The organism is uncultured Parasphingorhabdus sp. (assembly GCF_963677535.2).
In the GTDB taxonomy this organism is placed as follows: Bacteria; Pseudomonadota; Alphaproteobacteria; order Sphingomonadales; family Sphingomonadaceae; genus Parasphingorhabdus.
Genome location: NZ_CAXXUT010000001.1, coordinates 508,195 through 533,321, shown reverse-complemented (window position 1 = coordinate 533,321; position 25,127 = coordinate 508,195). Strand labels below are relative to the sequence as shown.

Genomic DNA, 25,127 nt, shown 5'->3' with positions numbered 1-25,127 from the left:
TGCAGCTACTGACAGTTCGTGTAATTACCGGCGCGCTAAAAATGCATTATAAAAATAATGGTCGCACAAAGGTAATTTAATATGACAGAGGAAGAAATCGCTCTGAATGAGACGTTGATTACGCTCACTTCGGACATTGTTGCTGCGCATGTCAGCAATAACAGCGTCGCAGTGTCTGATCTGCCGCTGATCATCAGCAGCGTTCACGGAGCACTGGCCTCGCTTTCGGGCAAGGCAGCGGAACAGGCCCGCCCGGAACCCGCCGTTCCAATCAAGGCATCGATCAAGCCGGACTATGTCGTTTGCCTGGAAGATGGCAAGAAGCTGAAAATGCTCAAGCGCCACCTGATGACCCATTACGGGATGACACCCGAGGATTATCGCGCGAAATGGGGGCTGCCCAACGACTATCCGATGGTCGCGCCCAATTATGCGGAAAAACGCCGCCAACTTGCCAAGGCAATCGGTCTGGGCAAGAAAAAGGGCAAAAAGAAATAGGCTGGACTTCTCGTTGCAGCAAATATCGAAATTGCGGCAAGCTTGTCGCAATTTTCCCTTTGCAATATCCCCTGCCCCGCATAGAGTCTTGGCCAGCGTAACGGAAAGGTTCCATGCCGCAAAAAATTGATCTTGAAGCACTCTGTGCTGAAAAAGGGCTCCGCATCACCGACCAGCGTCGGGTGATAGCGCGTGTCATATCCGACGCCGAGGATCATCCCGATGTCGAGACCTTGCACGAGCGTGCGTCAGCAGTAGATCCCAGAATTTCGATTGCGACCGTTTACCGGACAGTCCGGCTGTTTGAAGAAGCCGGTATACTTGATCGCCATGATTTCGGCGACGGTCGGGCGCGCTATGAAGCGGTGCCGGAAGCGCATCACGATCATCTGATCGATGTGGAAACCGGTAAAGTCATCGAGTTTGTCGATCCGGAACTGGAAGCATTGCAGAAACAGATCGCAGAAAAGCTGGGATACCGGCTGGTTGATCATCGCATGGAGCTATATGGCGTATCTCTCGCCAGAAAAAGCTGAGGTGCTTGATCCCGACCCGGAGGCCCGCCCCTGCGACACCCAGCCGATGGCATATAGGTTGTGGAGCGGAGCATCACCGATGGGATATCTGAGATTCGCATTGCGTATGACGATATTGGTCTTGGCATTGCTTGTCTGCGTTCCCCTTTACTATCTGTGGCGTCTCTTCGGCCTGTCCAACCCCTGGCCGCGTACGTTTCTCAAGATTGCCGCCTTTGCTTGCGGAGCGCGGGTGAACATTATCGGCACGCCAATCAAACGCGATGTCTTTTTCATTTCCAATCACCTGTCCTGGGTCGATATCGCTATACTCGGCGGTCATAGCGGCACCGCCTTTGTATCCAAGGAAGAGATCAGCCGATGGCCGGTCATAGGCTGGCTTTGCCGGCTCAACGATACGGTGTTTGTTTCGCGAGCGGACCGTATGGGAATCGCACAGCAGATTAACCAACTCCGCGACGCGCTGGAGGAAACTTGGGCGATAACGATATTCCCCGAGGGCACGACGACCGATGGCTCCACGCTTCTGCCGTTCAAGGCACCGCTGCTCAAGGTGCTGGAACCCCCGCCACCTGGCATTTTGGTGCAGCCGATATTTCTCAACTATGGCGGCGACGCCTATGAGGTCAGCTGGACCGGCGAAGAAAGTGCACAGTCCAATGCCTGGCGGTTGCTCACCCGGCGCGGCAGTTTTCTGGTCGAAGTCCATTTTCTCGAGCCGTTCGATCCTGACCATTATTCCAGCCGCAAAGATATTGCGGCCGAAGCCAGACGACGGATTGTCGAGCCGCTTTCGGCTTCCCTGGGGGGCAAACCCATTGTATAGGCGCGCTCTATGACACAGGCTGATCCCAAAAAATATCATATCAAATCCTTCGGCTGCCAGATGAACGTCTATGATGGCGAGCGCATGTCCGAACTGCTGTCCGATCAGGGCATGAGCGCGGCGGATAGCAGCGAGGATGCTGACCTTGTGGTGCTCAATACCTGTCACATCCGGGAAAAAGCGGTCGACAAGGTCTATTCCGATATCGGACGTCTGCGCCGGAAGGACGGCAGCAGCCCGATGATCGCTGTTGCCGGCTGCGTTGCCCAGGCCGAGGGAAGGGAAATATCCCGTCGCGCGCCCAGCGTCGATATTGTCGTGGGGCCACAGGCCTATCACCGGCTCCCAGAACTGATGGACGTGGCGAAATCCGGCAAGAAGGCGCTCGATACCGACATGCCGGCGATTTCGAAATTCGATATCCTGCCCTCGCGCGGCAAACAGGCGCGACCAACCGCATTTCTGACGGTGCAGGAAGGCTGTGACAAATTCTGTACCTATTGCGTAGTGCCTTACACCCGCGGCGCTGAAATCTCCCGGCCGTGGGCAGACCTTGTCAACGAGGCAAAGGCACTGGTTGATGGTGGCGCGCTTGAAATCACGCTGCTCGGGCAGAATGTGAATGCCTGGAGCGGCGAAGATGATAAGGGCCAGACACAGGGCCTCGATGGTCTGATCCGTGCGCTCGACAAGATCAAGGGGTTGAAGCGTATTCGTTACATGACCAGCCACCCCAATGACATGACCGGGGGTCTCGTCTCCGCACATGGTGATGTCGAGACGCTCATGCCGTTCCTCCATCTGCCGGTCCAGTCTGGTAGCGACCGGATTCTCAAGGCGATGAATCGCTCACACAGCGCAAAAAGTTATCTCGACATTCTCGAACAGATGCGGAAAGTCCGGCCCGATATAGCGCTTTCCGGCGACTTTATCGTCGGCTTCCCGGGCGAGACCGATCAGGATTTTGAAGAGACTTTGCAAATCGTCCGCGAGGCCAGATATTCTCAGGCTTTCTCGTTCAAATATTCTCCGCGTCCGGGCACACCCGCGGCCGGAATGGAGGAACAGATTGCGCCGGAGGTGATGGATGAACGGCTCCAAAGACTGCAGGCTTTGCTGAACCAGCAGCAATTTGATTTCAACCAGAAAACCGTTGGCCGGACAACCGATATCCTGCTGGAACGGCAGGGCAAGCTTGACGGTCAGCTGATCGGCAAAACGCCATGGCTGCAATCGGTGCATATCATTTCGCCCGATCTCGCCATTGGCGATCTGGCCGACGTCGAAATCACCCAGGCCGGACCGAACAGTCTCACCGGTCGGATCAAAGAAAGACTCGCTGCCTGATGGCCAATAAAAGCAAAGCCGGTGCATCCGCAAAGCTCACGACCTTGGATCTGGAATTTGACGACCCGCAGATATTGGGCGACCTGTTCGGGGAATATGACCGGAATATTGTCGCCATCGAAAACCGGCTCGGTGTCTATATTGCCGCGCGTGGTACGAAGCTGAAAATCGAAGGCGAGGAAGAAGCGGTTTCACAGGCGCGCGATGTCATTTCCGGCATTTACAACCGTCTGGAGCAAGGACAGGAGATCGACGCGGGCGCGGTCGAGGCGATCATCGCCATGGCTGCAGATCCGCGAGTGGCAAAAACCGCAAAACAGCCGGCTCCCGGTGTGACGGCAAAGAAAATTGATGTTGCCGATGCGCCAAAGGTCATGATCCGGACGCGCAAGAAAACCATCTTTCCGCGGTCGGTGCGGCAGGCTCATTATATGGAAGCTCTGGCCCGCGACGACATGATTTTCGCCCTCGGTCCTGCAGGCACCGGAAAGACCTATCTGGCCGTGGCACAAGCAGTGTCCCAGTTGGTTAGCGGCTCTGTCGATCGTTTGATCCTGTCGCGTCCGGCTGTCGAAGCGGGTGAAAAAATCGGCTTTCTGCCGGGTGACCTCAAGGAAAAGGTCGATCCGTTTCTGCGACCGCTATACGATGCCCTCTACGATACGCTTCCAGCCGAACAGGTCGAGCGCCGTATCGAAAGCGGTGAAATCGAAATTGCACCCATTGCTTTCATGCGCGGACGGACACTGTCCGACGCTTTTGTCATCCTCGACGAGGCCCAGAACACGACTGCTGCGCAGATGAAGATGTTTCTGACCCGTTTCGGGATGAACAGCCGCATGGTGATCTGCGGCGATCCCAACCAGGTTGACTTGCCGCGGGAGGCCACGTCCGGACTGGCTGATGCCGTATCCAAATTGCAGGATATCGAGAGCGTCAGCGTAGTCAGATTCGGCGCCAGCGATGTTGTCCGTCATCCACTGGTCGGCAAAATTGTCGAAGCCTATGAAGGCAAAGATGCTCCGGACTGAACTGACAGCATCTCCCGTTTGGGACAGTGAACGGGATTGGTCGAATCTCGCTGCGCGTGCGGCCAAGGCGGCAATCACCGCTTCGTCCCATGCGGATCTGCTGGCCCGGAATTTTGATATGGAGCTCAGTGTCAAGCTCTCGGACGATGCCGAAGTCCATCGTCTTAACAACGATTATCGCGGCAAGGACAAGCCGACCAACGTTCTGTCTTTTCCCCAGATTCAGCCGGATCTGCTCGGCGCCCTAGCCAATACCGACGATGGCGAAGCCCTGCTCGGAGATATCATTCTGGCCTACGAAACCTGCAGTGACGAGGCTGCGGGCAAAAATGTTGCCCTCACCACCCATATAACACATTTGATTGTGCACGGGACGCTGCATTTGCTAGGCTATGATCACGAGAACGAGACAGATGCTGCATTGATGGAAAACTGCGAAATCAAAGCATTGGCGACACTGGGCATTGCCAACCCTTATTCAGAACAAGCGTAAAACAGGTAATCAAGAAACAGAATGACCGACGTTGAAAATGATAATGCTACCGGTGCGGCGCGCAGCAGCAGCCAATCCAAGGAAGATGAGGAACCCGGGCGAATATGGCAGAGCCTGAAGGCTCTGCTATTCGGCAATAACGAAGACAACAGCCTGCGCGCGCAGATCGAAGAAGTCATCGACGATCATGAGAGCGACGCCGAGGCAGACCCCAATAATCCGCCTGACGTTTCGTCGCTGGAATTGGAAATGCTGCGCAATATGCTGCATTTTAGCGAGCATAGGGTCGATGATATCGCGGTGCCACGCGCCGACATCATAGCCATTGAGGAAAGCGCGCCTTTCAGCGATTTCGTCGATATTTTTTCCGAACACGGCCACAGCCGGATTCCGGTCTATCGGGAGAATCTCGACAATATTATCGGCATGATCCATATCAAGGATATCTTCGCGATCGTTGCCAGAGGGGACGAACATCCCGATGACATTAGCCCCTTCCTCCGGCAACCGCGCTTCGTGCCCGAATCCATGGGCGTGCTCGACCTGCTCGCCGAAATGCGGGCGACGCGCACTCATTTAGCCATCATCTTTGACGAATATAATGGTACCGAAGGCCTCGTCACGATCGAGGATATTGTCGAGGAAATCACCGGCGAGATCGAAGACGAGCATGATGATGAACCGGTTCCTATGCTGGTTCAGCTGGAAAATGGTATCTGGGAAGCGGACGCGAGAGCCGAACTGGATGATGTCGGCGAGGCCGTTGATCCGGCGCTGGAAATCATCGACGAAGATGTCGATACAATCGGCGGTCTGTCGTTCGTCCTGGCCGGTCATATACCGGTCGTCGGCGAAAAGCTGGAACATCCCAGCGGCTGGATACTGGAAATCACCGAAGCGGATGATCGGCGCGTGACGAAATTGCGCCTGCACCCGCCAAAGTCGGAGCAGATCTAGTCCACTCAGGCTGCGGCCAGTTGCCCTGCCCGCAGCCGCCAACTCTCTGCCAGCAGCGGGTTTTTGGCCAGCATTTCAAGCTCCGCGTTACGCCCCTTGTGTCCGCCGCCGATAATCAGGCCGAACAGTCTGTCGAGCGGCCATTCGGGCAAAGGGCGGGCCTGCTGGATGAAATGGTCTCCTGCCCTCACCTTTCCTGTTTCCAGAACGCGAAAATAGCAGCCGGATTTGCCGGTTTTCACGATGGTTTTCAGAACATCCGCTTTGCCAAAATGATGATTGAGTTTCCAGCAAGGTTGCCGGGCATGGCTGCACTGGATCAGCGCTTCGCCTAGCCGAAAAATATCGCCGAGACAGAGCCGGTCCTCACTCATGCCGGTGCAGCTAAAATTCTCTCCGAACGCCCCGGGATGCTCGAGCAGCTCAAGATCAGGATATCTGTCCTGCCAGAACGCATAATGATCTGCCGGATAGAGATGGACAGCCTTGTCCCGGCCGCCATGGTGGACCTGATCGGCGACCTGATTGCCGGACAGGCCATCAAAGCCGAGCATTCTGGCATCCTCGACCGGCGTTTTGACAATGGCGCTTGTTTCACCGTCTTTGCGAAAGGGTTTCGGGGTGCCGATGAGCAACTGGTCGAGCCGGGTCTTTATCATGTTCCTCTGCTAGCCGACCAAGTTCATATTGGCAATTCGCCAGCTATTATGCTTGAAGGCGCGAATGAAAATCAGTGATCTTCGTATTGCGCTCTACAGCGGCAATTATAATTTTGTGCGCGATGGTGCAAACCAGGCGCTCAACCGTCTGGTCGACTATTTGTTGCGGCAGGGGGCCGCTGTGCGGGTCTATTCCCCGACCACTGACACGCCTGCCTTTGAGCCGACAGGAGACCTGGTCAGCGTGCCGTCGGTCGCCTTTCCCGGCCGCGGCGAATATCGTTTTCCCACGCGGATTTCCGGGGACGTGCGCAAGGATCTGGCCCAGTTCAATCCGAATATCATGCAGATTTCCAGCCCCGACCGCGTCGGTCACAAGATGGTGTCCTGGGCCCGTCGCCAGAATATTCCGGTACTGGCATCGGTCCATACCCGGTTTGAAACCTATCCTCGTTATTATAATCTCGCTTTTCTGGAGCCGGTGATCGAAGCGATCTTGCGCCGCCTTTATCGCCGTTGCGACGCGCTGGTCGCACCCTCGGAATCAATGGCGCAAGTTTTGAGGGACCAGCGGATGAACTATGACATCGGTATCTGGTCGCGCGGTGTCGATCGCGAAATATTCCATTCCGGACGGCGCGATCTGGCGTGGCGGCAGTCGCTGGACATAGAGGATGATATGCCCGTGATCGGCTTTCTCGGTCGACTGGTCATGGAGAAAGGGCTCGACGTTTTTTCGGACACGATCGACGAGTTGAAACGCCGTAAGGTGGCGCACAAGATTCTGGTGATTGGAGAAGGACCGGCCCAGCAATGGTTCGAAGACAGGATCCCCGGTGCTGCGTTCGTCGGATTTCAGCAAGGCAGCGATCTCGGTCGCGCGGTGGCCAGCATGGATATGCTGTTCAATCCCTCAATCACCGAGACGTTCGGCAATGTAACTCTGGAGGCGATGGCCTGCGGACTGCCCGTCGTTGCGGCAAAGGCCACGGGAAGCCAGAGCCTCGTCAAGAATAACGAATCCGGCAAGCTGGTGACCCCCGGCGCGGTTCGCGAATTTGCCGATGCACTGCAACTCTATTGCCAGAACAGCGATCTGCGCAATGCCCATGGCTCCGCCGGCGAACAGCGTGCCGAGGACTATAGCTGGGACCAGATCAACAATGTGGTGGCGCAAACCTATATCCGTCTGGTCCGCCAGCGGCAGGCCGGCCACGGCCCGATACAGCAAGCGGCAGTCCGCTAGCCATGCAGGGCCTTTTCGACGAGGACGACGGGCAGGAGGACGCGCCTGAATCCACGCCGGACGCGCCACTGGCAGACCGGCTGCGCCCCCGTGTTCTGGAAGAGATTGTTGGTCAGGACCATCTTGTCGGAGCGGACGGGACAATAGCCCGAATGGTCGCCGCCGGCAGGCTTTCCTCGATGATTTTATGGGGGCCGCCCGGGACCGGAAAAACCAGTCTTGCTCGGTTATTGGCCGATCAGACAGACTTGCATTTCAAGGCGATTTCCGCGGTCTTTTCCGGCGTTGCCGAACTGAAAAAGGTTTTCGCCGAAGCCGAGATGCATTTTCAGTCGGGCAAGGCCACTCTGTTGTTCGTAGATGAAATCCATCGGTTCAACCGGTCGCAACAGGACAGCTTCCTCCCATATGTCGAGCGCGGCGCCGTGGTTCTTGTTGGTGCGACTACCGAGAATCCGTCCTTTGAGCTCAATGCCGCCCTGCTCAGCCGCGCCCAGGTGCTGATTCTGAACAGGCTCGACAGCAATGCGCTGGGACAATTGCTGGCAAAGGCAGAGGCACTGGAGCAGCAATCCCTGCCGCTTACCAGGGAAGCCAGAGAGGCGCTGATTGCCAGTGCCGATGGTGATGGCCGCTTTCTGCTCAATCAGGCTGAAACATTGCTGTCGCTGGATATCAAGGATCCGCTGGCCCCGGGGAGTCTCGCCAAAATCCTGCATCGCCGGATGGCCGTCTACGACAAGGATCGCGAAGGCCATTATAATCTGATCTCGGCGCTTCACAAAGCGATGCGCGGATCCGATCCGCAAGCATCCCTATATTATCTTGCGAGAATGTTGGTTGCCGGGGAACAACCTCTATTCTTGCTGCGCCGGATCGTCCGATTTGCCAGCGAGGATATCGGCATGGCAGATCCGCAGGCTCTGGTGCAGGCGCTGTCGGCAAAACAGGCCTATGAATTTCTTGGCAGTCCGGAGGGCGAACTGGCCATCGTACAGGCCTGTCTCTATTGCGCGACCGCGCCGAAATCCAACGCCGCCTATAGGGCGCAAAAAGCCGCTTGGAAATCTGCCAAAGACACCGGTTCGCTAATGCCGCCGCAGAATATATTGAACGCACCGACCAAACTCATGAAGGAAATCGGCTATGGTTCCGGTTACAGCTATGATCATGAAAGCGATGACGGGTTTTCGGGCGGTAATTACTGGCCGGAAGATATGCAGGCGCAGCAATTCTACCATCCGGTGGATCGCGGCTTCGAGCACAAAATAAGGGAACGGCTGGATTTTTGGGAGAAACTGCGTGCTGAAAAAACTCGCTAATATCTGTGTCGTCGGTGCCCTGCTGAGCAGCAGCGCCATGGCCCAGAGCGACGAAATGGCGCGTTATGTCCGGGCTTTGGCGGCCGGTTACAAAGCACAATTCATCTGTTCTGGGCTGTGGAACGGCGGAAAATCGCTGGCTGATATCAAGGACGACGAACTGACCGGTATCTATGATCGGGTGGCGGAAACCGTTCCTCTTTTGGTTGAAGACATTGATATGGCAAGGCGCGAAGTGCGGGTGCCTTTCGCCGAAGATGCCCCGCCGCGGATTGCCGTCTGGAATAGCGAAACCGGTTGTATGTCCATGCCAATCGGTTTTGAACAAACGGAAATCCGCCCCACGCCGGCTGAGCGGAGATATTTCGACGATCGGACTTGGCCGATGGGTGACCGCGAAGCGCTTTCGGCGGCGACGGCCCGGCCGGCCGCTTTCCGGACGACAGCCGAACAAGCGTTTCAAACAGAGACATATGGCGGAAAAACCAGCGCTGTGCTGATCATAAGAAACGGCAAGATCGTCGCGGAATCCTACAAGAAAGGGCACGATCTGCACACCGCGCAGCGGACATGGTCGGTCGCAAAATCCATCGCCGGCACCCTTATCGGATATTCGGTCGAGCAGAAAAAGCTGAACATATTTGCTCCGGTACAGATTCCCGAATGGCAGAGACAGGGCGATCCCCGCGCATCGCTCACTATCGATCAATTGATGCGGATGAGCAGCGGGTTGGTCAATGATACCGCCGGAAACCGCACCGATCCACTTTATATGGGCGGGGCAAGCGTCACCGAACGAGCCACCGCATGGCCCTTGCTCTATAAACCGGGCATCCGCTTTCGCTACGCAAATAACGACACGTTGCTCGCGGTTCATGCTGCCCGGCAGCAACATCCGGAGTTCGATCCTTTCATCCTCTTCCTGAAGCTTGGCATGACGCGGACCTATGCCGAAACCGACTGGCAAGGTCATTATATCCTTTCCAGCCAGGTGTGGACCACAGCGCGGGACTTGGGCCGGCTCGGCATGCTCTATCTCGATAATGGATCGTGGAACGGCGAAACGTTGCTGCCGGAGAACTGGCGGGACTATGTCAGCAAGCCATCCGGACCGCAGCCTGAAAATCGAGCGTTCGGCTATGGTGCGACCTTCTGGCTGATGAACAAATCACCGGGGATTCCAGACGACAGCTTTGCCGGCTTTGGCAATCGCGGCCAGTATCTTGTGATCATACCTTCGCTCGACATGGTGATCGTCCGCCGGGGTTATGACAGCAGCGACAATCGTTTCGATATCGAAACATTCATCAGAGACGTGATAGCAGCAGGAAAATCATGAGTGACAAATATCAGGCCGCCGTCTGCACGGACCTCGGCGGCCCTTCCTCCATCCGGATCCTGGAGCAGCAAGCGAAGCCGTTGCGAAGCGGCGAGATCCGTATTCTGGTCCACGCGGCGGGGCTGAATTTTCCCGATCTGTTGATGACCGAGGGCAAATATCAGTTTCGGCCCGATCCACCGTTCATTCCCGGCATGGAAGCGGCCGGCGAGGTGATCGAAGTCGCCTCCGATGTTGACATTTTCACGCCGGGTGACCGGGTCATGACGGGCGGAAAAGGGGGCGCGCTGGCCGAACAATGGGTCGTCAGGGCCGCTGCCGCATCGCCCCTGCCCGACGCTCTTTCCTTCAGCGAAGGCGCCAGTTGGCAAGCTGCCGGTTCAACCGCCTGGCATGCACTGGTCGAGCGGGGCCACCTCCGGAAGGGAGAGTCTGTCCTTGTTCTCGGTGCAAGCGGCGGGGTCGGTATGGCTGCCGTCAAGATGGCCAAGCATATCGGCGCAACGGTCATCGGCACCGGTTCAAGCGACGATAAGCGCAAGACCATTCTGGCTGCAGGGGCCGATCATGTTCTCAATCCAACGGCTGCGGATTTGGCCGCCCGGGTGAAGGCATTGACCGACGGCAAAGGTGTCGATCTTGTCTATGATCCGGTCGGGGGTGATCTGGCGCTGACGGCCACACGGGCCATCGCCTGGAACGGCCGATACCTCATAATCGGCTTTGCCAGCGGTAAAATTCCGGCTTTCCCGGCCAATCATGCCATGATCAAGACCTACAGCCTGATTGGTGTGCGTGCCGGAGAGAGCCCGCGCCGGGATCCCGAGCTTGCCCGGCGCCAAAGTGCCGCGCTGCAGCAACTGGCCGCCGAGGGTGCCATGCGGCCGCATATTTCCCACCGCTTTGCGCTCGCCGATACTGCGGAGGCGCTAAGGGTGCTCGAAAGGCGCGAAGCCATTGGGCGGGTTGTAATAGAAATGATTCCAGGCGACTGATCTTTACGACTATTTACGCTTCCTCTCAGCCGGCTTGCTATTGATAACTGTCTATCCACCGCGAAATGTGGTAACAAGATATCAGTCGAAACTTTTTTTAAGCAGGGGATGCTATATGGATGGTATGCGAATAGGCAATTACGCTCTGGATACGGAGCTCGCCATAGAAATAGGACAGAAGATCGGCCTGGCGGTCATCATTCTTCTTATCACTTGGTTTTTGGCGAAGGCCGCCAAATGGGCCTTTGCAAAGCTGGTAGACAATATCGGATTTTTGCGCCGTGATACCGGTTCGGGAGCATCGCTTGGGGAATCGCTGGGCAAAATCGCCAGCCTGTTGATCTGGCTGTTTGGCCTGATTGCTGTTCTGACCGTGTTCGGCCTCGGTGGCGTTGTGCAGCCAATCGAGGGACTGCTCAACACCGTGATGCAGGCATTGCCCGGCATTGTGATGGCAGTGGTTGTCTTTTTCGTCGGCCTCAAGATCGCCGATATATTGCGCGATCTCGTGGTAACCGCCTTGCAGACATTCGACTTTGACAAATGGGCCAACCGGGGCGGTATCGACACGGCTACCGGCAATAGCCAGATTTCGTCGACAATCGGTTCGATTGTCTATGCTTTGACTGTTATCTTCGTCGCGATTTTCGCGCTCGACATTCTCGATATCGAGTCAATTTCGGGACCGGCCAGCGAGATGCTGCGGACTATCTTCCAGGCATTGCCCGCCATTTTCTCGGCAGCGATCACCTTGGGACTCGGCTATTTGATCAGCAAATTTGTTGTCCAGATCATCAAGGATATCCTGCCCGGTCTTGGCGTTGACCAATCGGTTGCGGCGATCGGAATATTGCCCGAGAAAACCTCTCTGACGTCCATTTTGGCACGTATTGCACAGATCGGCATCATGCTCTTCTTTGCTATCGCAGCAACGCGTCTGCTCGGTTTTCCGGAACTGACCCAGATACTGGACCAGGTGCTTGAACTCGGTGGCCGGGTCATATTCGGCGGTGTTGTGATCATGGCAGGTTTCCTGATTGCCAATCTGCTGGCTCGGGTAATGAGCGCTGCGGACGAAAGCAGCATGGCGGCGACGATCATCCGCTATGCCACCATCATCCTGTTCACCTTCATGGGTCTGCAGTTCATGGGCGTGGGCGAGGAGATTGTTCAGACCGCCTTCACAGCGCTGGTGATTGGCGGCGCAGCAGCGGCAGCTCTCGCTTTTGGCTGGGGTGGTCGCGATGTTGCCGGCAAGGTTCTTGAGGACCTTCGCAACAATCCGCCAAAACCCAAGGCACCCGCAGCCCGTAAGCCCGCAGCGCGGAAGCCTGCGGCGACAAAACCGGCCGCCAAGAAATAGGCACGGGCTGACAAGTTATAGAACAAGGGCGGGTCCACTGGACTCGCCCTTTTCTTTTGCCCGAGCAATCCGCTAGGGTTGCCGAGTGCGAAACTTCTCCCAATTTGCCTGCATCGACTGGTCGGGCGCCAGGACCGAACGGCCCCCCGGAATCGCGGTCGCGATTATCGGTCCTGAAGGTCCCCCTGCCCTGCTATCGCCCGAACCGCGCTGGTCGCGGGCTGATGTCTTGGATTGGCTGCTCGGCCATGCAGCGACGCAGCGGGATATTCTGATCGGCTTTGACCTGTCGATGGCGCTGCCGTTTTTTGATCAGGAGGCTTATTTCCCGGAGTGGGAAGACAGTCCTATTGATGCGAAAAACCTGTGGCGTCAGATCGATGGACTCAGTGCTGATGACCCCCATCTCAATGTCACGAGCTTTCTCGAACACCCGCAGGCGAGCCGTCATTTCCGCCACGGGCAAGGCCGGGTTGGCGACCTGTTTACCGGCGGCAGCGGCCGCTTGCGCGCAGTCGAGCGTCATCAGCGTGAAACCCGGCAAGCCAACAGCGCCAGCTGCTTCAATCTGGTCGGCGCGGCGCAGGTGGGAAAATCCAGCCTGACCGGTATGCGCCTGCTCAATCAGCTCGATGGCGCGATTCCGATCTGGCCTTTTGACCCCGTGCCCGAATCCGGTCCCGTCATTGTCGAAATATATACCACCATCGCGGCGCTGGCCGCGGGTCAGCCCAAAGGCCGCAGCAAGGTCCGTGATCGCGCCGGACTTAAACGCGCCCTGACACGGCTTGATACGCCTGTCCCGTCAAGGCTGCCCCGCTATGACGACCATAGCACCGATGCGCTGATTACGGCGGCATGGATGAAGCGGTCCGCGGCCTATCCGGCGCTCTGGAACCCGCCTGCCCTGACCGATGAAATCGCGCAAAAAGAAGGCTGGACCTTTGGCGTGGTTTGACGCTAATAGCGCCCAGCAAATCCAGTGTATGCCGAATTAGCTCAGCTGGTAGAGCAACCGCCTTGTAAGCGGTAGGTCATCCGTTCGAGTCGGATATTCGGCACCATTTTTACGGATTGAAGTTGATCCGGGCGATCGACGGCAGCAAAAAAACCGAAGCGCGAGCAAGCTGGGGCTTTCCCGATCATCTTGCAGATTTGGCAAGGCAGCCGCCTGGCCATCGCAGGGAGACTAGCCTGTCTGCCGGATCCATAGCACAGTAGGACCTTATGCTTCTTGCATGTTTCTGCGCAACGGATCCAATCTTGGTCAATTTTATTCCGGCTTGGCAAAAACGGCCCGTGTCGAGGGTTTTCGCAAATCCGGATCCGTCCGTTCTTTTGTGAACAGACTTTTCAACGAGTTGCAAAAAGCCCCGCCGGTCTCCCGGCAGGGCTCGTCTGTCAGCATTATCGTTTCAGATCAGAATTTGAAGCCGGCACCGATACCGTAGCGCCGGGGCTCCAGCGTGAAGACATTGGTGTAGAGACCGGACGACTGGTCCGTCACATAAAGTCCGGTTTCCGAGTTGCTGTCGAATATATTCTGGATGAAGCCCCGAACATACCAGCGGTCATCCGTGCCGTTCAGCTGTATCTGCGCATTGGCCTGCGCATAGCCGTCGATCTGGTTGACATTGCCGTTGAAGATGCTGCCGTAACTTTCTCCGGTATAAGCGAGGTCAACACGCGGCACCAGGCTCATGCCATTGTCGAAATTATGCGTATATTGGACACCGACCGAGAATTTTAGCTGCGGCGCCTGCGGCAGGTCATTTCCGCGAATATTCTTGGGAACGCCCGCGGCAAAATATTCAACTCCGCCAAATGCAGCTGGATCGAGTCCGGCCCCGGCAAATGCACCCGCAGCCGCTGCTTCAAGCACGCCGCAGATACCGAAGGCACCAGTGGAAGCAATGCCGCCATCATCCGGGAAGGAAACCGTAGGCTGGAGTCCTGCCCCGGCCGCAAGTCCCGGAACCAGACCGGCGTTGATGACACTGTTCACCGAGTTGACGAACTGGTTAACTCCCGCTGCATTTCCGGATGTCGAAGCCACCGCACAGTTGGATGCATTGGTGATATCCTTGATAATCACCGCATCGGACCGGCCGCCACCGAAATCGCGGGGATCGCTGTTAAACGTATCGCCCTTCACTTCGGTGTGCAGATAACTGAAACCCAGATTGATCATCCAGTCCGGATCGGGACGGATGATCGCTTCGACTTCCGCACCGTAAATATCGGCATCGATATTCTCGTTCACGGCTGTTCGTGCGACAATCTTGCTCAGTTGCAGATCCTTATATTTGTAATAGAAGGCTGTCACATTGAGTTGCAGCGCTCCATCACCGAAGGTGTTTTTCGAACCGATTTCAAACGCATCCACCTGTTCTGGCCGGAAGGATTCCGGAACCTCGAAAATCGGTTGCAGTGGCGGGTTTATACCGCCGGATTTGTAGCCACGGGAATAGGATGCATAGATCAGGTTGTCATCGGTGATCTTGTAGTCGATTACGGCCCGTCCGGTGATCTCGTTATACTTGACCTCGCGATTCTGGTAGATCTGGTTGCCAACCGTGCCGGGATCTGCATCGAAAGATCCGACATAAGGCGATTCAAACGCATTGGTGGTCTGGCTGTACGGGACCAGGAAGCTGGCCAGAGTTGAACGCGCCTGCACAGTTTTCTTGTCATTATTATAGCGCAAGCCACCGGTCAGTTTGAGGCTGTCGCTGATGTCAAAATAGACTTCGCCGAACAGGCCGTAGGATTTGACCGTCAGGTCATCGGTATTGTTCCGGAAATAGGGAGTACCGAGGTACGATGGCGGCAAACCCCCGCCCAGAGACGTGAAGCTGCCGAGCAGACCGGCAACATAATCGATCGCGAACGCATTCACATAATAGCTGTTCTCGGTCAGATGATAATCGGCATAGATGCCGCCAAGGAGGAAATTGAACGGTCCGTCCAGATCACTCGAGATTATCGCTTCCGCCGACCAGCTGCTATTATATTGATTGGATCGGTCATATTGCAGCGGCGTCATTGAACAATTGCTGTTTCCGCCAAATGCCCCGAGACCGATCGTGTCCGTGTCCGACGTACATAGCACGCCATCCGGTCCATTGGGGATGATTGCGGCGGCAAGCGGCGCAAAATAGGCTGCCGGCAGGCCCGGAACCAAGCCGGCTGCTGCGGCGGCAAGTGTGTTCAAGCCGGGAGCATAGATATCCCGGCGGCCGATATTATTGTTATAATCCTGTCGGGAATCCAGCTTCACCTTCTGATAGGTACCCGAAAGCTGGGCGCTGATCGGTCCGAAGTCATGCTCGATCTTGCCCTGGAAAGTCAGTTCGCTGGTGAAATATTCAGGCGAGAATGCCGTGTTCACCGTCCGCGGATCGGCAGGGATGCCGATACCTTCATATTGATCCGGACCGTAGAGGCTTCCTAGCGCAAAGGCGGTTGGTATCCCTTGAGTGGCGAGGAATTCCTGCGAGGACAGCGCTGCGGTAAAGGTGGCATTGCCGTTGAACGATTGCGCATCGCGGCGGGCATTCAGACAGCCTAGAATACCGGTTTCGTCGCGTTGGCAATATTGTTTCTGGATGCGCATCCGGTTGTCGTCTTCGCGAAAATAGGAAGCCATCAGATCGATCGTGGTATCCGGCCCCGGTTCAAACCGCAGCGAGCCGCGGATCGAGTATAGCTCGCGGTCATCGAGATCAGGGCCACCATTGAGATTGGTTGTATAGCCATCGCGTTTCACGTAAATGCCCGCTCCACGGAAAGCCAAACTGTCGCCGATCGGAATGTTGACCATTCCCTTGACCTTGAGCGCATTATAATTGCCATATTCCACATCACCGGAAGCCTGGAATTCTCCCAGATTGGGCTTGGCGCTAACCACATTGACCACCCCGGCGGTCGCATTCCGTCCGAACAATGTGCCTTGCGGACCGCGCAGAACTTCAACGCGCTCCAGATCGAAAAACTCTGTCTCGAACAGGCGGGTCGAAAATAGCGGCTGATCATTCAGGTGGATGGCGGTTGCCTGGTCGCAGGATGTGCCAACACACAGATCGCCGATGCCACGGATTGTGAAGCTCGAACTGGTAAAATTGGTTTTGGTAAAGGTGATGTTCGGAAGCGTCAGCTGGAGATCGGAACTGTTCTCGATCTGTTGCGCTTCAAGCGCCTCTTGCGAAAATGCGGAAACGGCAATTGGCACATCCTGTGCGCTTTGCGCCTGGCGTTGTGCGGTGACGATGATGACGTTGCTGTCGATGACGTCATTATCCTGACCCTGCGCCAAGGCAGGTGCGGACATTCCCGATATAGCTGTGGCAGCCAATAGTAGCGATTTACGCATTTCTCTCTCCCAAATCCCAATGTGTATCACCGGAGAGTGTAGCTTTTGCTCATCCCCCCGATGAACGAATACTCAACTAATCGCGCGATTAAGTCCAGCCAGAATTATAAAAAATGCATGATCGCATTACATTTTTGCACCAAAAAAAGACAATTTGGTGCAATTGGGACACAAAAAAGCCCTGCCGGTTTCCCGGCAGGGCCCTGTCTTGTAATTTTCGTACAATATCAGAATTTGTAGCGCACGACTCCGCCATAGGTACGGGGGGCGCTTGGATAGCCGGACACCGTGCCCGACTGGGCCACGCCGTCAAAGACAGTCGTGAGATACTTGTCATTGAGCAGATTGCGGACATAGGCACCGACTTCCAGACCATTCTCGAGCTTGAGCGTCATCGAGCCGTTAACCAGATTGACCTCACGATCGAAAATCTGGGTGTTGCCGAGATCGGCATTGTAGGTCGGCAGGCCATTGTTGATCGGCGTGTTGCTTTCGTGATTATAGTCAATCCGCGTGATCAGCATATTTCCGCTCGCGCCGAATTCGTGGGAATAGGTCGCGGAAGTGGATATCGAGAATTCCGGAATACCGCCTGGCGTAGCGCCGGTCAGATCGCCCAGAACGCTGCCCGGAAAATCATCATAAAGCGGGTCCAGATAGGTCATGGCAAATGTGAACACCAGTCCGTCAGCCGGATTTATATTGCTGTCAAACTCGAAGCCTTTGACCGACTGCTGACCTGCGTTCTGCAGGGCAAATCCGGTGCCGGTGAAGGCCAGGCTCTGGAAACCCTCGATGGTCTGGTCGAACAGGGCGAGGTTGAAACCGAACCCTGGCCACTGGCCCTTCAGGCCGACTTCATAGACGGTGGCATTTTCCGGCCCTGCGAAGCGCGAACCGCTTCTCAGGTTGGGCACCGCCAGGCCGGCATCGAGAATGGGCGATGACGGCGCTGCAAAAGTCGATCCGCCGATACCTGCAACATAGTCGGTGTTGGAGGGACGGCTGTCGCGTGACAGGTTTACAGAACTGGCCTTGAAGCCCGTCGCATAGCTGGCGTAGACATTGACCTGATCAGAGATCGAATAGGATGCCCGCAGCAGATAGGTGAACTTGTCATCCCGGGTCTTGCCGTCTTCAATCGCGTTCGGAATGGTGACGAACGGAGGCTGGAACTGAAACGCGGAAAGACCGAGCAACGGGTTAACATTGGCATCGGTTGCCGCGGCAAGCAGCGCCTGCTGGGTCGTAGCCGGAAGCGCCTGGAACTGATCCCTTGTGGTCACGGTTCCGCTGGTCGCGCCAACAATGAAGGCATCAATCAGATTGATCTGGCCCAGAGGATCAAAGCTTTGCTGTGCGAGAGCGAAATCCTTTTTGTCATCGGTATAGTTGAAACCGCCGGTAAACACGAGACCGTCGACCGGTTCGAAATCAACCGTGCCGAAGATCGAGTAGGACGTATTGTCCATCGAGAATTGCTCGGATGTCAGCAACGGCGTCAGAAAGATCGATTCCTGCGGCAGGCCAAGAGCCGATTCCACGCCGTTGAACACGCTCGGGTTCCCGGCAATGACATCCGCCGGGTTACCACCAGCCAATATTTCGAAGAAATCACGAATCTGGCTGCCATTTTCGATCTGGCTGCGCTGCGAGATGCTTTCGTCAAAATAATAGCCACCGAGCAGGAAGTTGACCGGGCCGTCGAAGTCGGACGTCACACGGAATTCCTGGGTGAGCGTCTTCACCTTCTGGTTGCGGGTTTCGTTCGCAATATCGAGGCTGGTATAGTCGATGTCCGAAACGAACAGGTTCTTCAGTTCCCGGTAGGAGGAAATCGAGGTAAACGACAGCGCACCGGCTTCATAATCGACCTGTACCGATCCACCATAATTGTCGACCTTGTTGATCGGAATCTGGTTGAGATAGGCATTATAGTCATACAGGTCGGTCGAGAACTGGCCACCCAGCAACTGGATTGCTCCGGCAGTCGGTCCGGCAACCACCGTGGTCACCTGACAGCAGACTTCGTCGATCCGCGAATAATCAGCAATCGCGCGAATGGAGAGATCGGCCGTTGGCTCGATCAGCAACTGGCCGCGCGCCGCCCAGCGGTTCCGATCGTTCTGGTCTACGCCCAGATTGACAATCTCCGCATAGCCGTCGCGCCGGTTGTAGCTGCCATCGAGCGAGAAAGCGATATTGTCGGTCAGCGGGCCAGTAACGTCTCCTTTGATGACGACATTGTTATAATTGCCGTAAATCGCTTCAACAGCACCGCCAAACTGAAATTGCGGTTCGCGTGTCACGACCGAGATTACGCCGGCCGATGCATTTTTGCCGAACAGCGTCGATTGCGGGCCGTTGAGAACCTCGATACGCTGGACATTGGGAAGATCCGACAGAGCCGCCGCCGAACGCGAACGGAATACCCCATCGATGAACACGCCTACTGATGGCTCGATGCCGAAATTATTGTCGCCGTTGCCGAAGCCGCGAATGATGAAGGTCGAGGCCGAAGACGTCTGCAACTGGCTGACACGCAGTGAAGGAGCGACCGATTGCAGATCAAGCACATCGCGGATCTGCGCATTTTCAAGCGTTTCACCGGACGTCACGGAAACGGAAATGGGTGTTTCCTGCAACGTCGTCTCGCGCTTGGACGCGGTGACGACGATCACATTGTCTTCGAACGTTTCCTGTTCCTGCACATCCTGCGCATGGGCAGGCGATAGGGTAACAACGCCACCAAGTGCAGTAGCGGCCAAAAATTTAGCAATTTTCATCAATTTCTCCTGCGCTCCGACCTTTCCGGTCCGTGAGTCTATTTTGGAATGGGTCCAACTACCCATCTTGGCCGGGGAATTGATGCAAACACGGAAAATAGTCCAGATTATAAGCGCGATTTTCCCGTCAGATAGTCGCAATATTAACGAAATCGGCGGATTCGTTGCAACTTGGCCACAATTTTCGGGGGTTTCGGAAAGCGCCTCCCGGCAAATCGCAACGGCAATCGCCTGAAGGATCTAAGAATGTTGCCGAATTGATCCTGATATCCGGAAGCGGATGATCGCCGGTCGAAGCTGACAACGTTCAAAACCCGGCATTCGCCGATCCACGCCCTTGGAAGCCGGCATAGAGATGGCCACAGGACCTATCGAGCGACTGCTATTTTGCTGACCTTGCCCTGGTTCAGCGCCAATGGAGCTGGCCATCCGCCACGTTCAAAATCCGGTCGCAATAGGCCAGCGTGGATTGTCGGTGGGCAACCGTTATCACGGTAAACTCGTCAGACAGCTTCGAAATTTCAGTCATGATATTTGCTTCGGTAACACCGTCCAGCGCGCTTGTGGCCTCGTCCAGGATCAGGACTGAAGCTTGTCGATAGATCGCCCGGGCAATACCAATGCGCTGCCGTTGACCGCCTGACAATCTCACGCCGCGTTCTCCGACACATGTGTCGAATGCAAGTGGCAAGCTTTCCAGAAACGGATCGAGCTGTGCAACCGTTGCGGCGCGTCGCAATTTTGATTCATCGATGGTTTCGCGCCCGGACCCGAATATAATATTGGCAGCAATCGTATCATCGACGAGAAAAATCGACTGTGGCACGTGGGCAATCGAGGCTTGCCATGCGCCGATATTCTCATCCCGCAGCGGGACGCCATCTACGCTGATCTGGCCTTCGTCGGGAACAAGCAATCCCGAGACCAGATCGAGAAATGTTGATTTACCGCTACCGGTAATCCCGGATATACCGATATGCTCCCCCTGGTTTATCTCTATCGACACCTTGCTGAGCGTCGGACTGCCATCGGTATAGCGGAAGGAGACATTTTTGAAGGCAAGTTGCCTGTCGAGCGTAATCCTGCCGGTTTTCGGGTGCTGATCCGGTACCGGGAGTTCTGAATATGTCAAAACATCTGCCAGCAACTGGCGATTACCCATTGCGGCACTCAGACCGTTCCAGGTGGATTGGACCAGAGGCAAGAGCCTGAGCGCGCCAAAAGAGATAGCACCGAGAGTGGGAATGGCTCCGGTGAAGCCCTCCGTGCCGGCGCTCATCTTGGCCGTAACAAAGATAATGGCCAGAATACCGGCTGCTTCTACTATATATCGGGGAGTGGTTGCGATCACATTGTTCATCCCGACTGCAGCGCGGTTTCGTTGGTCGGCATCGGCGAACTTGCTTTCAAAAACATCTTGTGATCGTTCCAGAATAATATCACGAATTCCGCCCAGGCTGTCCTGCAATATCCTGGTCCGGCGGGTCATCTGCGTGGCGATGATTTCCGAATTATGCTGCAAGCGGTGGATGCTCAATCGCGCGACCAAAGCATAGGCGGTCACTATTATTGACCCGGCGACACCCGCCGCAAATGGGCTGATGGCAAAAAGAAGCACGGAAATGCATATTACCATAGTCAGTGAAATCAGCGCCTGCATCAACGGCTGGACAAATCCGTAAACAACATCGTTTACCTTGGAAATTCCCGACATTATCTCGCTGGAGTTTCTTCTTACCTGTTCGGCATATGGCTGCCGGATAATCCGGCCGAAAATCTCTCTGGAAAGTTCGGCACCAAAATTGACAATGAATTTCTGACTGGCCCAAGAAAGGAACAATCGTACACCCGTCGAGCAAATGGCTGCCCCCCCCAACACAATGGATGCTGCAATCAGCGGGTCGTCATGGATCCAATCGAACCAGGCCCTTGCTTGAGGCCCGATCATTTCGGACTCCGGATTGGTTGCAAAAGCAATGAACGGAAGCACCGCTCCGATCGTCAGCATTTCGGCGAAAATGCCGAGAAGCATCAACAATAATGTCATAACCATTCGAAGCCGCAGTGCCGGTGACATCAGCCTGATCAAGACCCGCACTTCTTCCAATATGGTCAAATCATTGTTCCCCGGATAGGTTCGGCATGCTTGCCGCCAATTGTTCGATCACGGTTCAATCGGATCCTTTTACCGCCTCCATGTTCAAACTCATCAATATCCCGTTTTCCTTGTCCATATGCGGAAGATAGGCCTGAGAATGATCGTCAATATGCGCGTGCTCCGTGTCCCGCCAATCCCAAAGGCGGGTTGATGTAAAGCCCGCATTTCCAAGGGCCTGGTCGAGCAGTTTCCGGTCGAATACAATTTTGTGATAATCAAATTCATCACGCTGTCCACCCACCAGAGATCCCATTATCGTCATCATACCGTCAACCAGAAGATTTCTCTCAACATAAATTTTCACAGTTTTTGCAAAATCCGGAACAGAAAGTCTCAGGATTCCGCGCGGTTTGAGCACGCGGTACCATTCTGTCAGAACCGCTTGATATTCGTTTCGGCCAAAATGCTCGAGGACGTGGCAAGCATAGACTAAATCGACGCTGTCGTCGGCTATATGATCGAGTTGATCAACGCTGCAAACATGGTCGACATGGCTATGGGGATTTGCATCAATATGAATGAAGCCCGGGATATATACGGGCCCGCAGCCCAGATGCAATTTTACCGGGCTGGTCATATGTTTCTCTTCCTGAAGGGCGATGACATTTTATACGTCTTGCGAATAAACAAGGAATAATATGCCGTCGGAATGTGGTGCGCTCAGCCGTTTCCGGGAATGCAGCTTTACTGGCAAAATCCCGGATCGATTATTTCCTGACATGAGCTTTGGTGGATTACGCATTGTGAATGGCCGAAATATCAGTCGCAAGCAGCAGACTCAATTTCTTTTTAATTGAAACATGCTGTTGGCTTTACTACGCCGGAAAAAGGCTGGGTCAAATAATCAGATTTGTCCGCGACACCTGATGGATGGCGAGAGACAATTGAACAAAGCAATGGTTTTTGGAGCCGGCGGTTTTATTGGGAACCATCTGGTAAATCGATTGAAAAGCGAAGGTTTCTGGGTTCGCGGCGTGGACGTCAAATATCCGGAATTTGGCCAGACCAAAGCCGATGATTTCATTATCGGCGACCTTCGGGATGCAAAAGTCGTGGAAAGCCTTTTCTTTCGGGACTTTGACGAAGTCTATCAACTGGCTGCTGATATGGGTGGAGCAGGCTATCTGTTCACCGGCGAGAATGATGCAGACGTGATTTTCAATTCGGCTCAAGTCAATCTGAACACGGCGAAATATTGCACCGCTGACAAGGCCGGGCGGCTATTCTTCACATCGTCTGCTTGTATTTATCCAGCCTATAACCAGACCGATCCTGATAATCCGGTTTGTGGGGAAAAGTCGGCCTATCCCGCTGACCCGGAGAGCGATTATGGATGGGAGAAACTGTTCAGCGAACGACTCTACCAGGCGTTTCATCGCAACCATGGGATCAATGTCAGAATAGCTAGATATCACAACATATTCGGGCCGCTGGGAACCTGGCAGGGCGGGCGGGAAAAAGCGCCGGCTGCATTGTGCAGGAAAATCGCAGAAGCAACCGACGGGACGGAGATGGAAATATGGGGTGATGGACGGCAAACACGGTCTTTTCTCTATATTGACGAATGTATCGAAGGCACCGTCCGGTTGATGCGTTCTGACTATAGCGATCCGGTCAATATCGGATCCGAGGAAATGATCAGCATAGCAGATCTCGCAGAGGCCATCATCAAATTATCGGGAAAACAACTGAAAATCCAATCGGTTGAAGGTCCGCAGGGTGTCCGCGGAAGGAATTCGGACAACAGGCTTATTGCTGAAGTTCTGGGGTGGAAACCGGAACAACCGCTGATTCAGGGGCTCGCAACGACCTATCAATGGATAGCAAGCCAGGTGGCGATTAAAAACCATGTCTGACTGGCGAGCTATGACTTGCCAAATATGCGAACGTGCGAATGTCTCTCATCATTTGCCAGTCGGCTGCTTACGTCGATCAGCTTGACCTCGTCGGGAAAATTTTCAGCCAATTCTCCTGAGGACTGCAGGTCGGCTGTGAGAAAGGCCATTTCGACCAGCTCGAATAGTTTGGAAAGCGACGAGACCAATATGACCTGCTCGTGTAACGAACCGAAATCCATTTTGTCTGCAAGGGGATCAAATGCATAGACATTGCGGCCACGCTCGATCAGAATATTGCACAGGGCAATAGCAGCGGAATCCAGGGTTACCGGGCTGGCGGCTTTATAACCAAGTCCGATAACACCGACGTTCCGGTGAGGATCCGCGATCATTGCCAGCCGGGTTGTATGGTCCATGTTGCTACGCGCGATGGCTTCGGGTAAATACGGCTCCAGATCCACCGACGACAAACTGGCCGACAGCGCAGCATTGTCCCGCGGCAAACAAGGGCCACCGAATCCCATTCCGGCATTGAGGAATTTCCCCCCTATTCTCGTGTCATTCCCCAGTGCACCGAGTACGTCGTGCACATCCGCGTTCGGGGTTCGATCGCACAAATGACCGATCAGGTTTGAAAAACCGATTTTCATTGTCAGAAAATTGTTCAGCGCCAGTTTCGCAATTTCCACGCTCTCGGCGCTCATTCGATGTATTGGCGTTCCGGGCGGCAATCGGTCAGAATAAAAAGCATTCAGTTGGTCAGCGCCATTTTCGTCAACCTCTCCGACAAATGCAAAATCGGGTTCCGCAAAACCTTTTATGACATCGCCCAGGGCGATCAGTGCCGGTGAATAACAAAAGCTGAAGCCCTTGCCGCAAGTCTTTCCCGACGCACGCTCCAGCACCGGAATGATAGTGTCAGCCACTGACGCGGGCGAAACTGTACTTACCAGGACAATCAAATGGTCTTCGGCCTTGCTACGCAAGGTCTTTCCGATTTCACTGCAGACACTCTCGACAAAGGAAAGTGAAAAGCTTCCGTTTTGTAACGAAGGAGTGGGAACGATGACAAACGATATGGCAGAGGCAAGAATTGCTTCCGCCATATTGTCGACCGCTGTCAGATTGACCGCGCCTTCCTTCAAGGCATGAGACAACCCGTTTTCATAAAGAATTTCGTCTTGCTGAGGATCGTGGCTACTTAACAGATCCCGCCTGACCGGATCCGGATCATAACCAAATACTGGTGATCCGGCAGATGCCAGATTTGCGGCAAGCGGCAAACCGACCTTGCCCAAACCAATCACCGACAGGCTATCGGTAGGGTGTTTTTTCAAGGCTTCCATCGGCCGAACAGGAGC

General features: G+C 55.1%; 20 protein-coding genes and 1 tRNA gene. 15 read left to right on the top strand and 6 right to left on the bottom strand.

The window, feature by feature from the left end:
• Nucleotides 1-81 precede the first annotated feature (81 nt).
• The 7 genes from ACHZCJ_RS02525 to ACHZCJ_RS02495 all read left to right on the top strand — a co-directional run bounded on the left by ACHZCJ_RS02525 (nucleotide 82) and on the right by ACHZCJ_RS02495 (nucleotide 5,688).
• Nucleotides 82-498: a MucR family transcriptional regulator gene (locus tag ACHZCJ_RS02525; RefSeq protein ID WP_159643046.1), complete on the top strand. Its 417-nt coding sequence runs from the start codon at nucleotides 82-84 to the stop codon at nucleotides 496-498.
• Nucleotides 499-611: 113 nt separating this feature from the next.
• Complete coding sequence (locus ACHZCJ_RS02520) at nucleotides 612-1,034, top strand: Fur family transcriptional regulator (protein WP_067199835.1); 423 nt, start codon at nucleotides 612-614, stop codon at nucleotides 1,032-1,034.
• Nucleotides 1,035-1,113: 79 nt separating this feature from the next.
• Nucleotides 1,114-1,860: a 1-acyl-sn-glycerol-3-phosphate acyltransferase gene (locus ACHZCJ_RS02515; protein WP_236553849.1), complete on the top strand. Its 747-nt coding sequence runs from the start codon at nucleotides 1,114-1,116 to the stop codon at nucleotides 1,858-1,860.
• A 9-nt stretch (nucleotides 1,861-1,869) separates the two neighbouring features.
• Nucleotides 1,870-3,207, top strand: a complete 1,338-nt coding sequence (gene miaB, locus ACHZCJ_RS02510; protein WP_321323623.1) for a tRNA (N6-isopentenyl adenosine(37)-C2)-methylthiotransferase MiaB — start codon at nucleotides 1,870-1,872, stop codon at nucleotides 3,205-3,207.
• Nucleotides 3,207-4,238: a PhoH family protein gene (locus ACHZCJ_RS02505; protein ID WP_321323620.1), complete on the top strand. Its 1,032-nt coding sequence runs from the start codon at nucleotides 3,207-3,209 to the stop codon at nucleotides 4,236-4,238. Before miaB ends, ACHZCJ_RS02505 begins: the two co-directional genes overlap by 1 nt.
• Nucleotides 4,225-4,731, top strand: a complete 507-nt coding sequence (gene ybeY / locus ACHZCJ_RS02500) for an rRNA maturation RNase YbeY (RefSeq protein WP_321324965.1) — start codon at nucleotides 4,225-4,227, stop codon at nucleotides 4,729-4,731. Before ACHZCJ_RS02505 ends, ybeY begins: the two co-directional genes overlap by 14 nt.
• A gap of 21 nt (nucleotides 4,732-4,752) precedes the next feature.
• Nucleotides 4,753-5,688 carry a hemolysin family protein gene (locus ACHZCJ_RS02495; protein ID WP_321323618.1) on the top strand — a complete coding sequence of 312 codons (936 nt, stop codon included), beginning with the start codon at nucleotides 4,753-4,755 and terminating at the stop codon, nucleotides 5,686-5,688.
• Nucleotides 5,689-5,693: 5 nt separating this feature from the next.
• Here ACHZCJ_RS02495 and ACHZCJ_RS02490 read toward each other — a convergent pair whose 3' ends face one another.
• A complete protein-coding gene (locus ACHZCJ_RS02490; protein ID WP_321323616.1) occupies nucleotides 5,694-6,347 on the bottom strand; it encodes an MOSC domain-containing protein in 654 nt (217 codons plus the stop codon).
• A 64-nt stretch (nucleotides 6,348-6,411) separates the two neighbouring features.
• Here ACHZCJ_RS02490 and ACHZCJ_RS02485 point away from each other — a divergent pair, with 64 nt between their 5' ends.
• The 7 genes from ACHZCJ_RS02485 (at nucleotide 6,412) to ACHZCJ_RS02455 (ending at nucleotide 13,676) form a co-directional block, all read left to right on the top strand.
• A complete protein-coding gene (locus ACHZCJ_RS02485; protein WP_159643058.1) occupies nucleotides 6,412-7,593 on the top strand; it encodes a glycosyltransferase family 1 protein in 1,182 nt (393 codons plus the stop codon).
• 2 nt (nucleotides 7,594-7,595) lie between these two features.
• Nucleotides 7,596-8,915: a replication-associated recombination protein A gene (locus tag ACHZCJ_RS02480; protein WP_321323613.1), complete on the top strand. Its 1,320-nt coding sequence runs from the start codon at nucleotides 7,596-7,598 to the stop codon at nucleotides 8,913-8,915.
• Complete coding sequence (locus tag ACHZCJ_RS02475; RefSeq protein ID WP_321323611.1) at nucleotides 8,896-10,254, top strand: serine hydrolase; 1,359 nt, start codon at nucleotides 8,896-8,898, stop codon at nucleotides 10,252-10,254. The genes ACHZCJ_RS02480 and ACHZCJ_RS02475 overlap by 20 nt, the downstream gene beginning before the upstream one ends.
• Complete coding sequence (locus tag ACHZCJ_RS02470) at nucleotides 10,251-11,249, top strand: NADPH:quinone oxidoreductase family protein (protein ID WP_321323609.1); 999 nt, start codon at nucleotides 10,251-10,253, stop codon at nucleotides 11,247-11,249. Before ACHZCJ_RS02475 ends, ACHZCJ_RS02470 begins: the two co-directional genes overlap by 4 nt.
• 115 nt (nucleotides 11,250-11,364) lie before the next feature.
• Nucleotides 11,365-12,612, top strand: coding sequence for a mechanosensitive ion channel (locus ACHZCJ_RS02465; protein ID WP_321323607.1), 1,248 nt, complete (start codon nucleotides 11,365-11,367; stop codon nucleotides 12,610-12,612).
• Between the two features lie 85 nt (nucleotides 12,613-12,697).
• Nucleotides 12,698-13,570, top strand: coding sequence for a hypothetical protein (locus ACHZCJ_RS02460; RefSeq protein ID WP_321323605.1), 873 nt, complete (start codon nucleotides 12,698-12,700; stop codon nucleotides 13,568-13,570).
• A 30-nt stretch (nucleotides 13,571-13,600) separates the two neighbouring features.
• Nucleotides 13,601-13,676: transfer RNA gene (locus ACHZCJ_RS02455), tRNA-Thr, on the top strand.
• Nucleotides 13,677-14,032: 356 nt separating this feature from the next.
• Here ACHZCJ_RS02455 and ACHZCJ_RS02450 read toward each other — a convergent pair.
• From ACHZCJ_RS02450 to ACHZCJ_RS02435, 4 genes are all read right to left on the bottom strand, one after another.
• Nucleotides 14,033-16,984, bottom strand: coding sequence for a TonB-dependent receptor domain-containing protein (locus ACHZCJ_RS02450; protein WP_321323603.1), 2,952 nt, complete (start codon nucleotides 16,982-16,984; stop codon nucleotides 14,033-14,035).
• Between the two features lie 227 nt (nucleotides 16,985-17,211).
• Nucleotides 17,212-19,770: a TonB-dependent receptor gene (locus ACHZCJ_RS02445; protein ID WP_321323601.1), complete on the bottom strand. Its 2,559-nt coding sequence runs from the start codon at nucleotides 19,768-19,770 to the stop codon at nucleotides 17,212-17,214.
• Nucleotides 19,771-20,176: 406 nt separating this feature from the next.
• Nucleotides 20,177-21,886 carry an ABC transporter ATP-binding protein gene (locus ACHZCJ_RS02440; RefSeq protein WP_321323599.1) on the bottom strand — a complete coding sequence of 570 codons (1,710 nt, stop codon included), beginning with the start codon at nucleotides 21,884-21,886 and terminating at the stop codon, nucleotides 20,177-20,179.
• Nucleotides 21,887-21,941: 55 nt separating this feature from the next.
• The gene (locus ACHZCJ_RS02435) at nucleotides 21,942-22,505 is read right to left on the bottom strand and encodes a methyltransferase domain-containing protein (protein ID WP_321323596.1); all 564 of its coding nucleotides are present in this window, start codon (nucleotides 22,503-22,505) and stop codon (nucleotides 21,942-21,944) included.
• A 223-nt stretch (nucleotides 22,506-22,728) separates the two neighbouring features.
• Between ACHZCJ_RS02435 and ACHZCJ_RS02430 the strand changes: the two genes are divergently transcribed.
• The gene (locus ACHZCJ_RS02430; protein ID WP_321323594.1) at nucleotides 22,729-23,784 is read left to right on the top strand and encodes an NAD-dependent epimerase/dehydratase family protein; all 1,056 of its coding nucleotides are present in this window, start codon (nucleotides 22,729-22,731) and stop codon (nucleotides 23,782-23,784) included.
• A gap of 8 nt (nucleotides 23,785-23,792) precedes the next feature.
• Here ACHZCJ_RS02430 and ACHZCJ_RS02425 read toward each other — a convergent pair whose 3' ends face one another.
• Complete coding sequence (locus ACHZCJ_RS02425; protein WP_321323592.1) at nucleotides 23,793-25,103, bottom strand: nucleotide sugar dehydrogenase; 1,311 nt, start codon at nucleotides 25,101-25,103, stop codon at nucleotides 23,793-23,795.
• Nucleotides 25,104-25,127 lie beyond the last annotated feature (24 nt).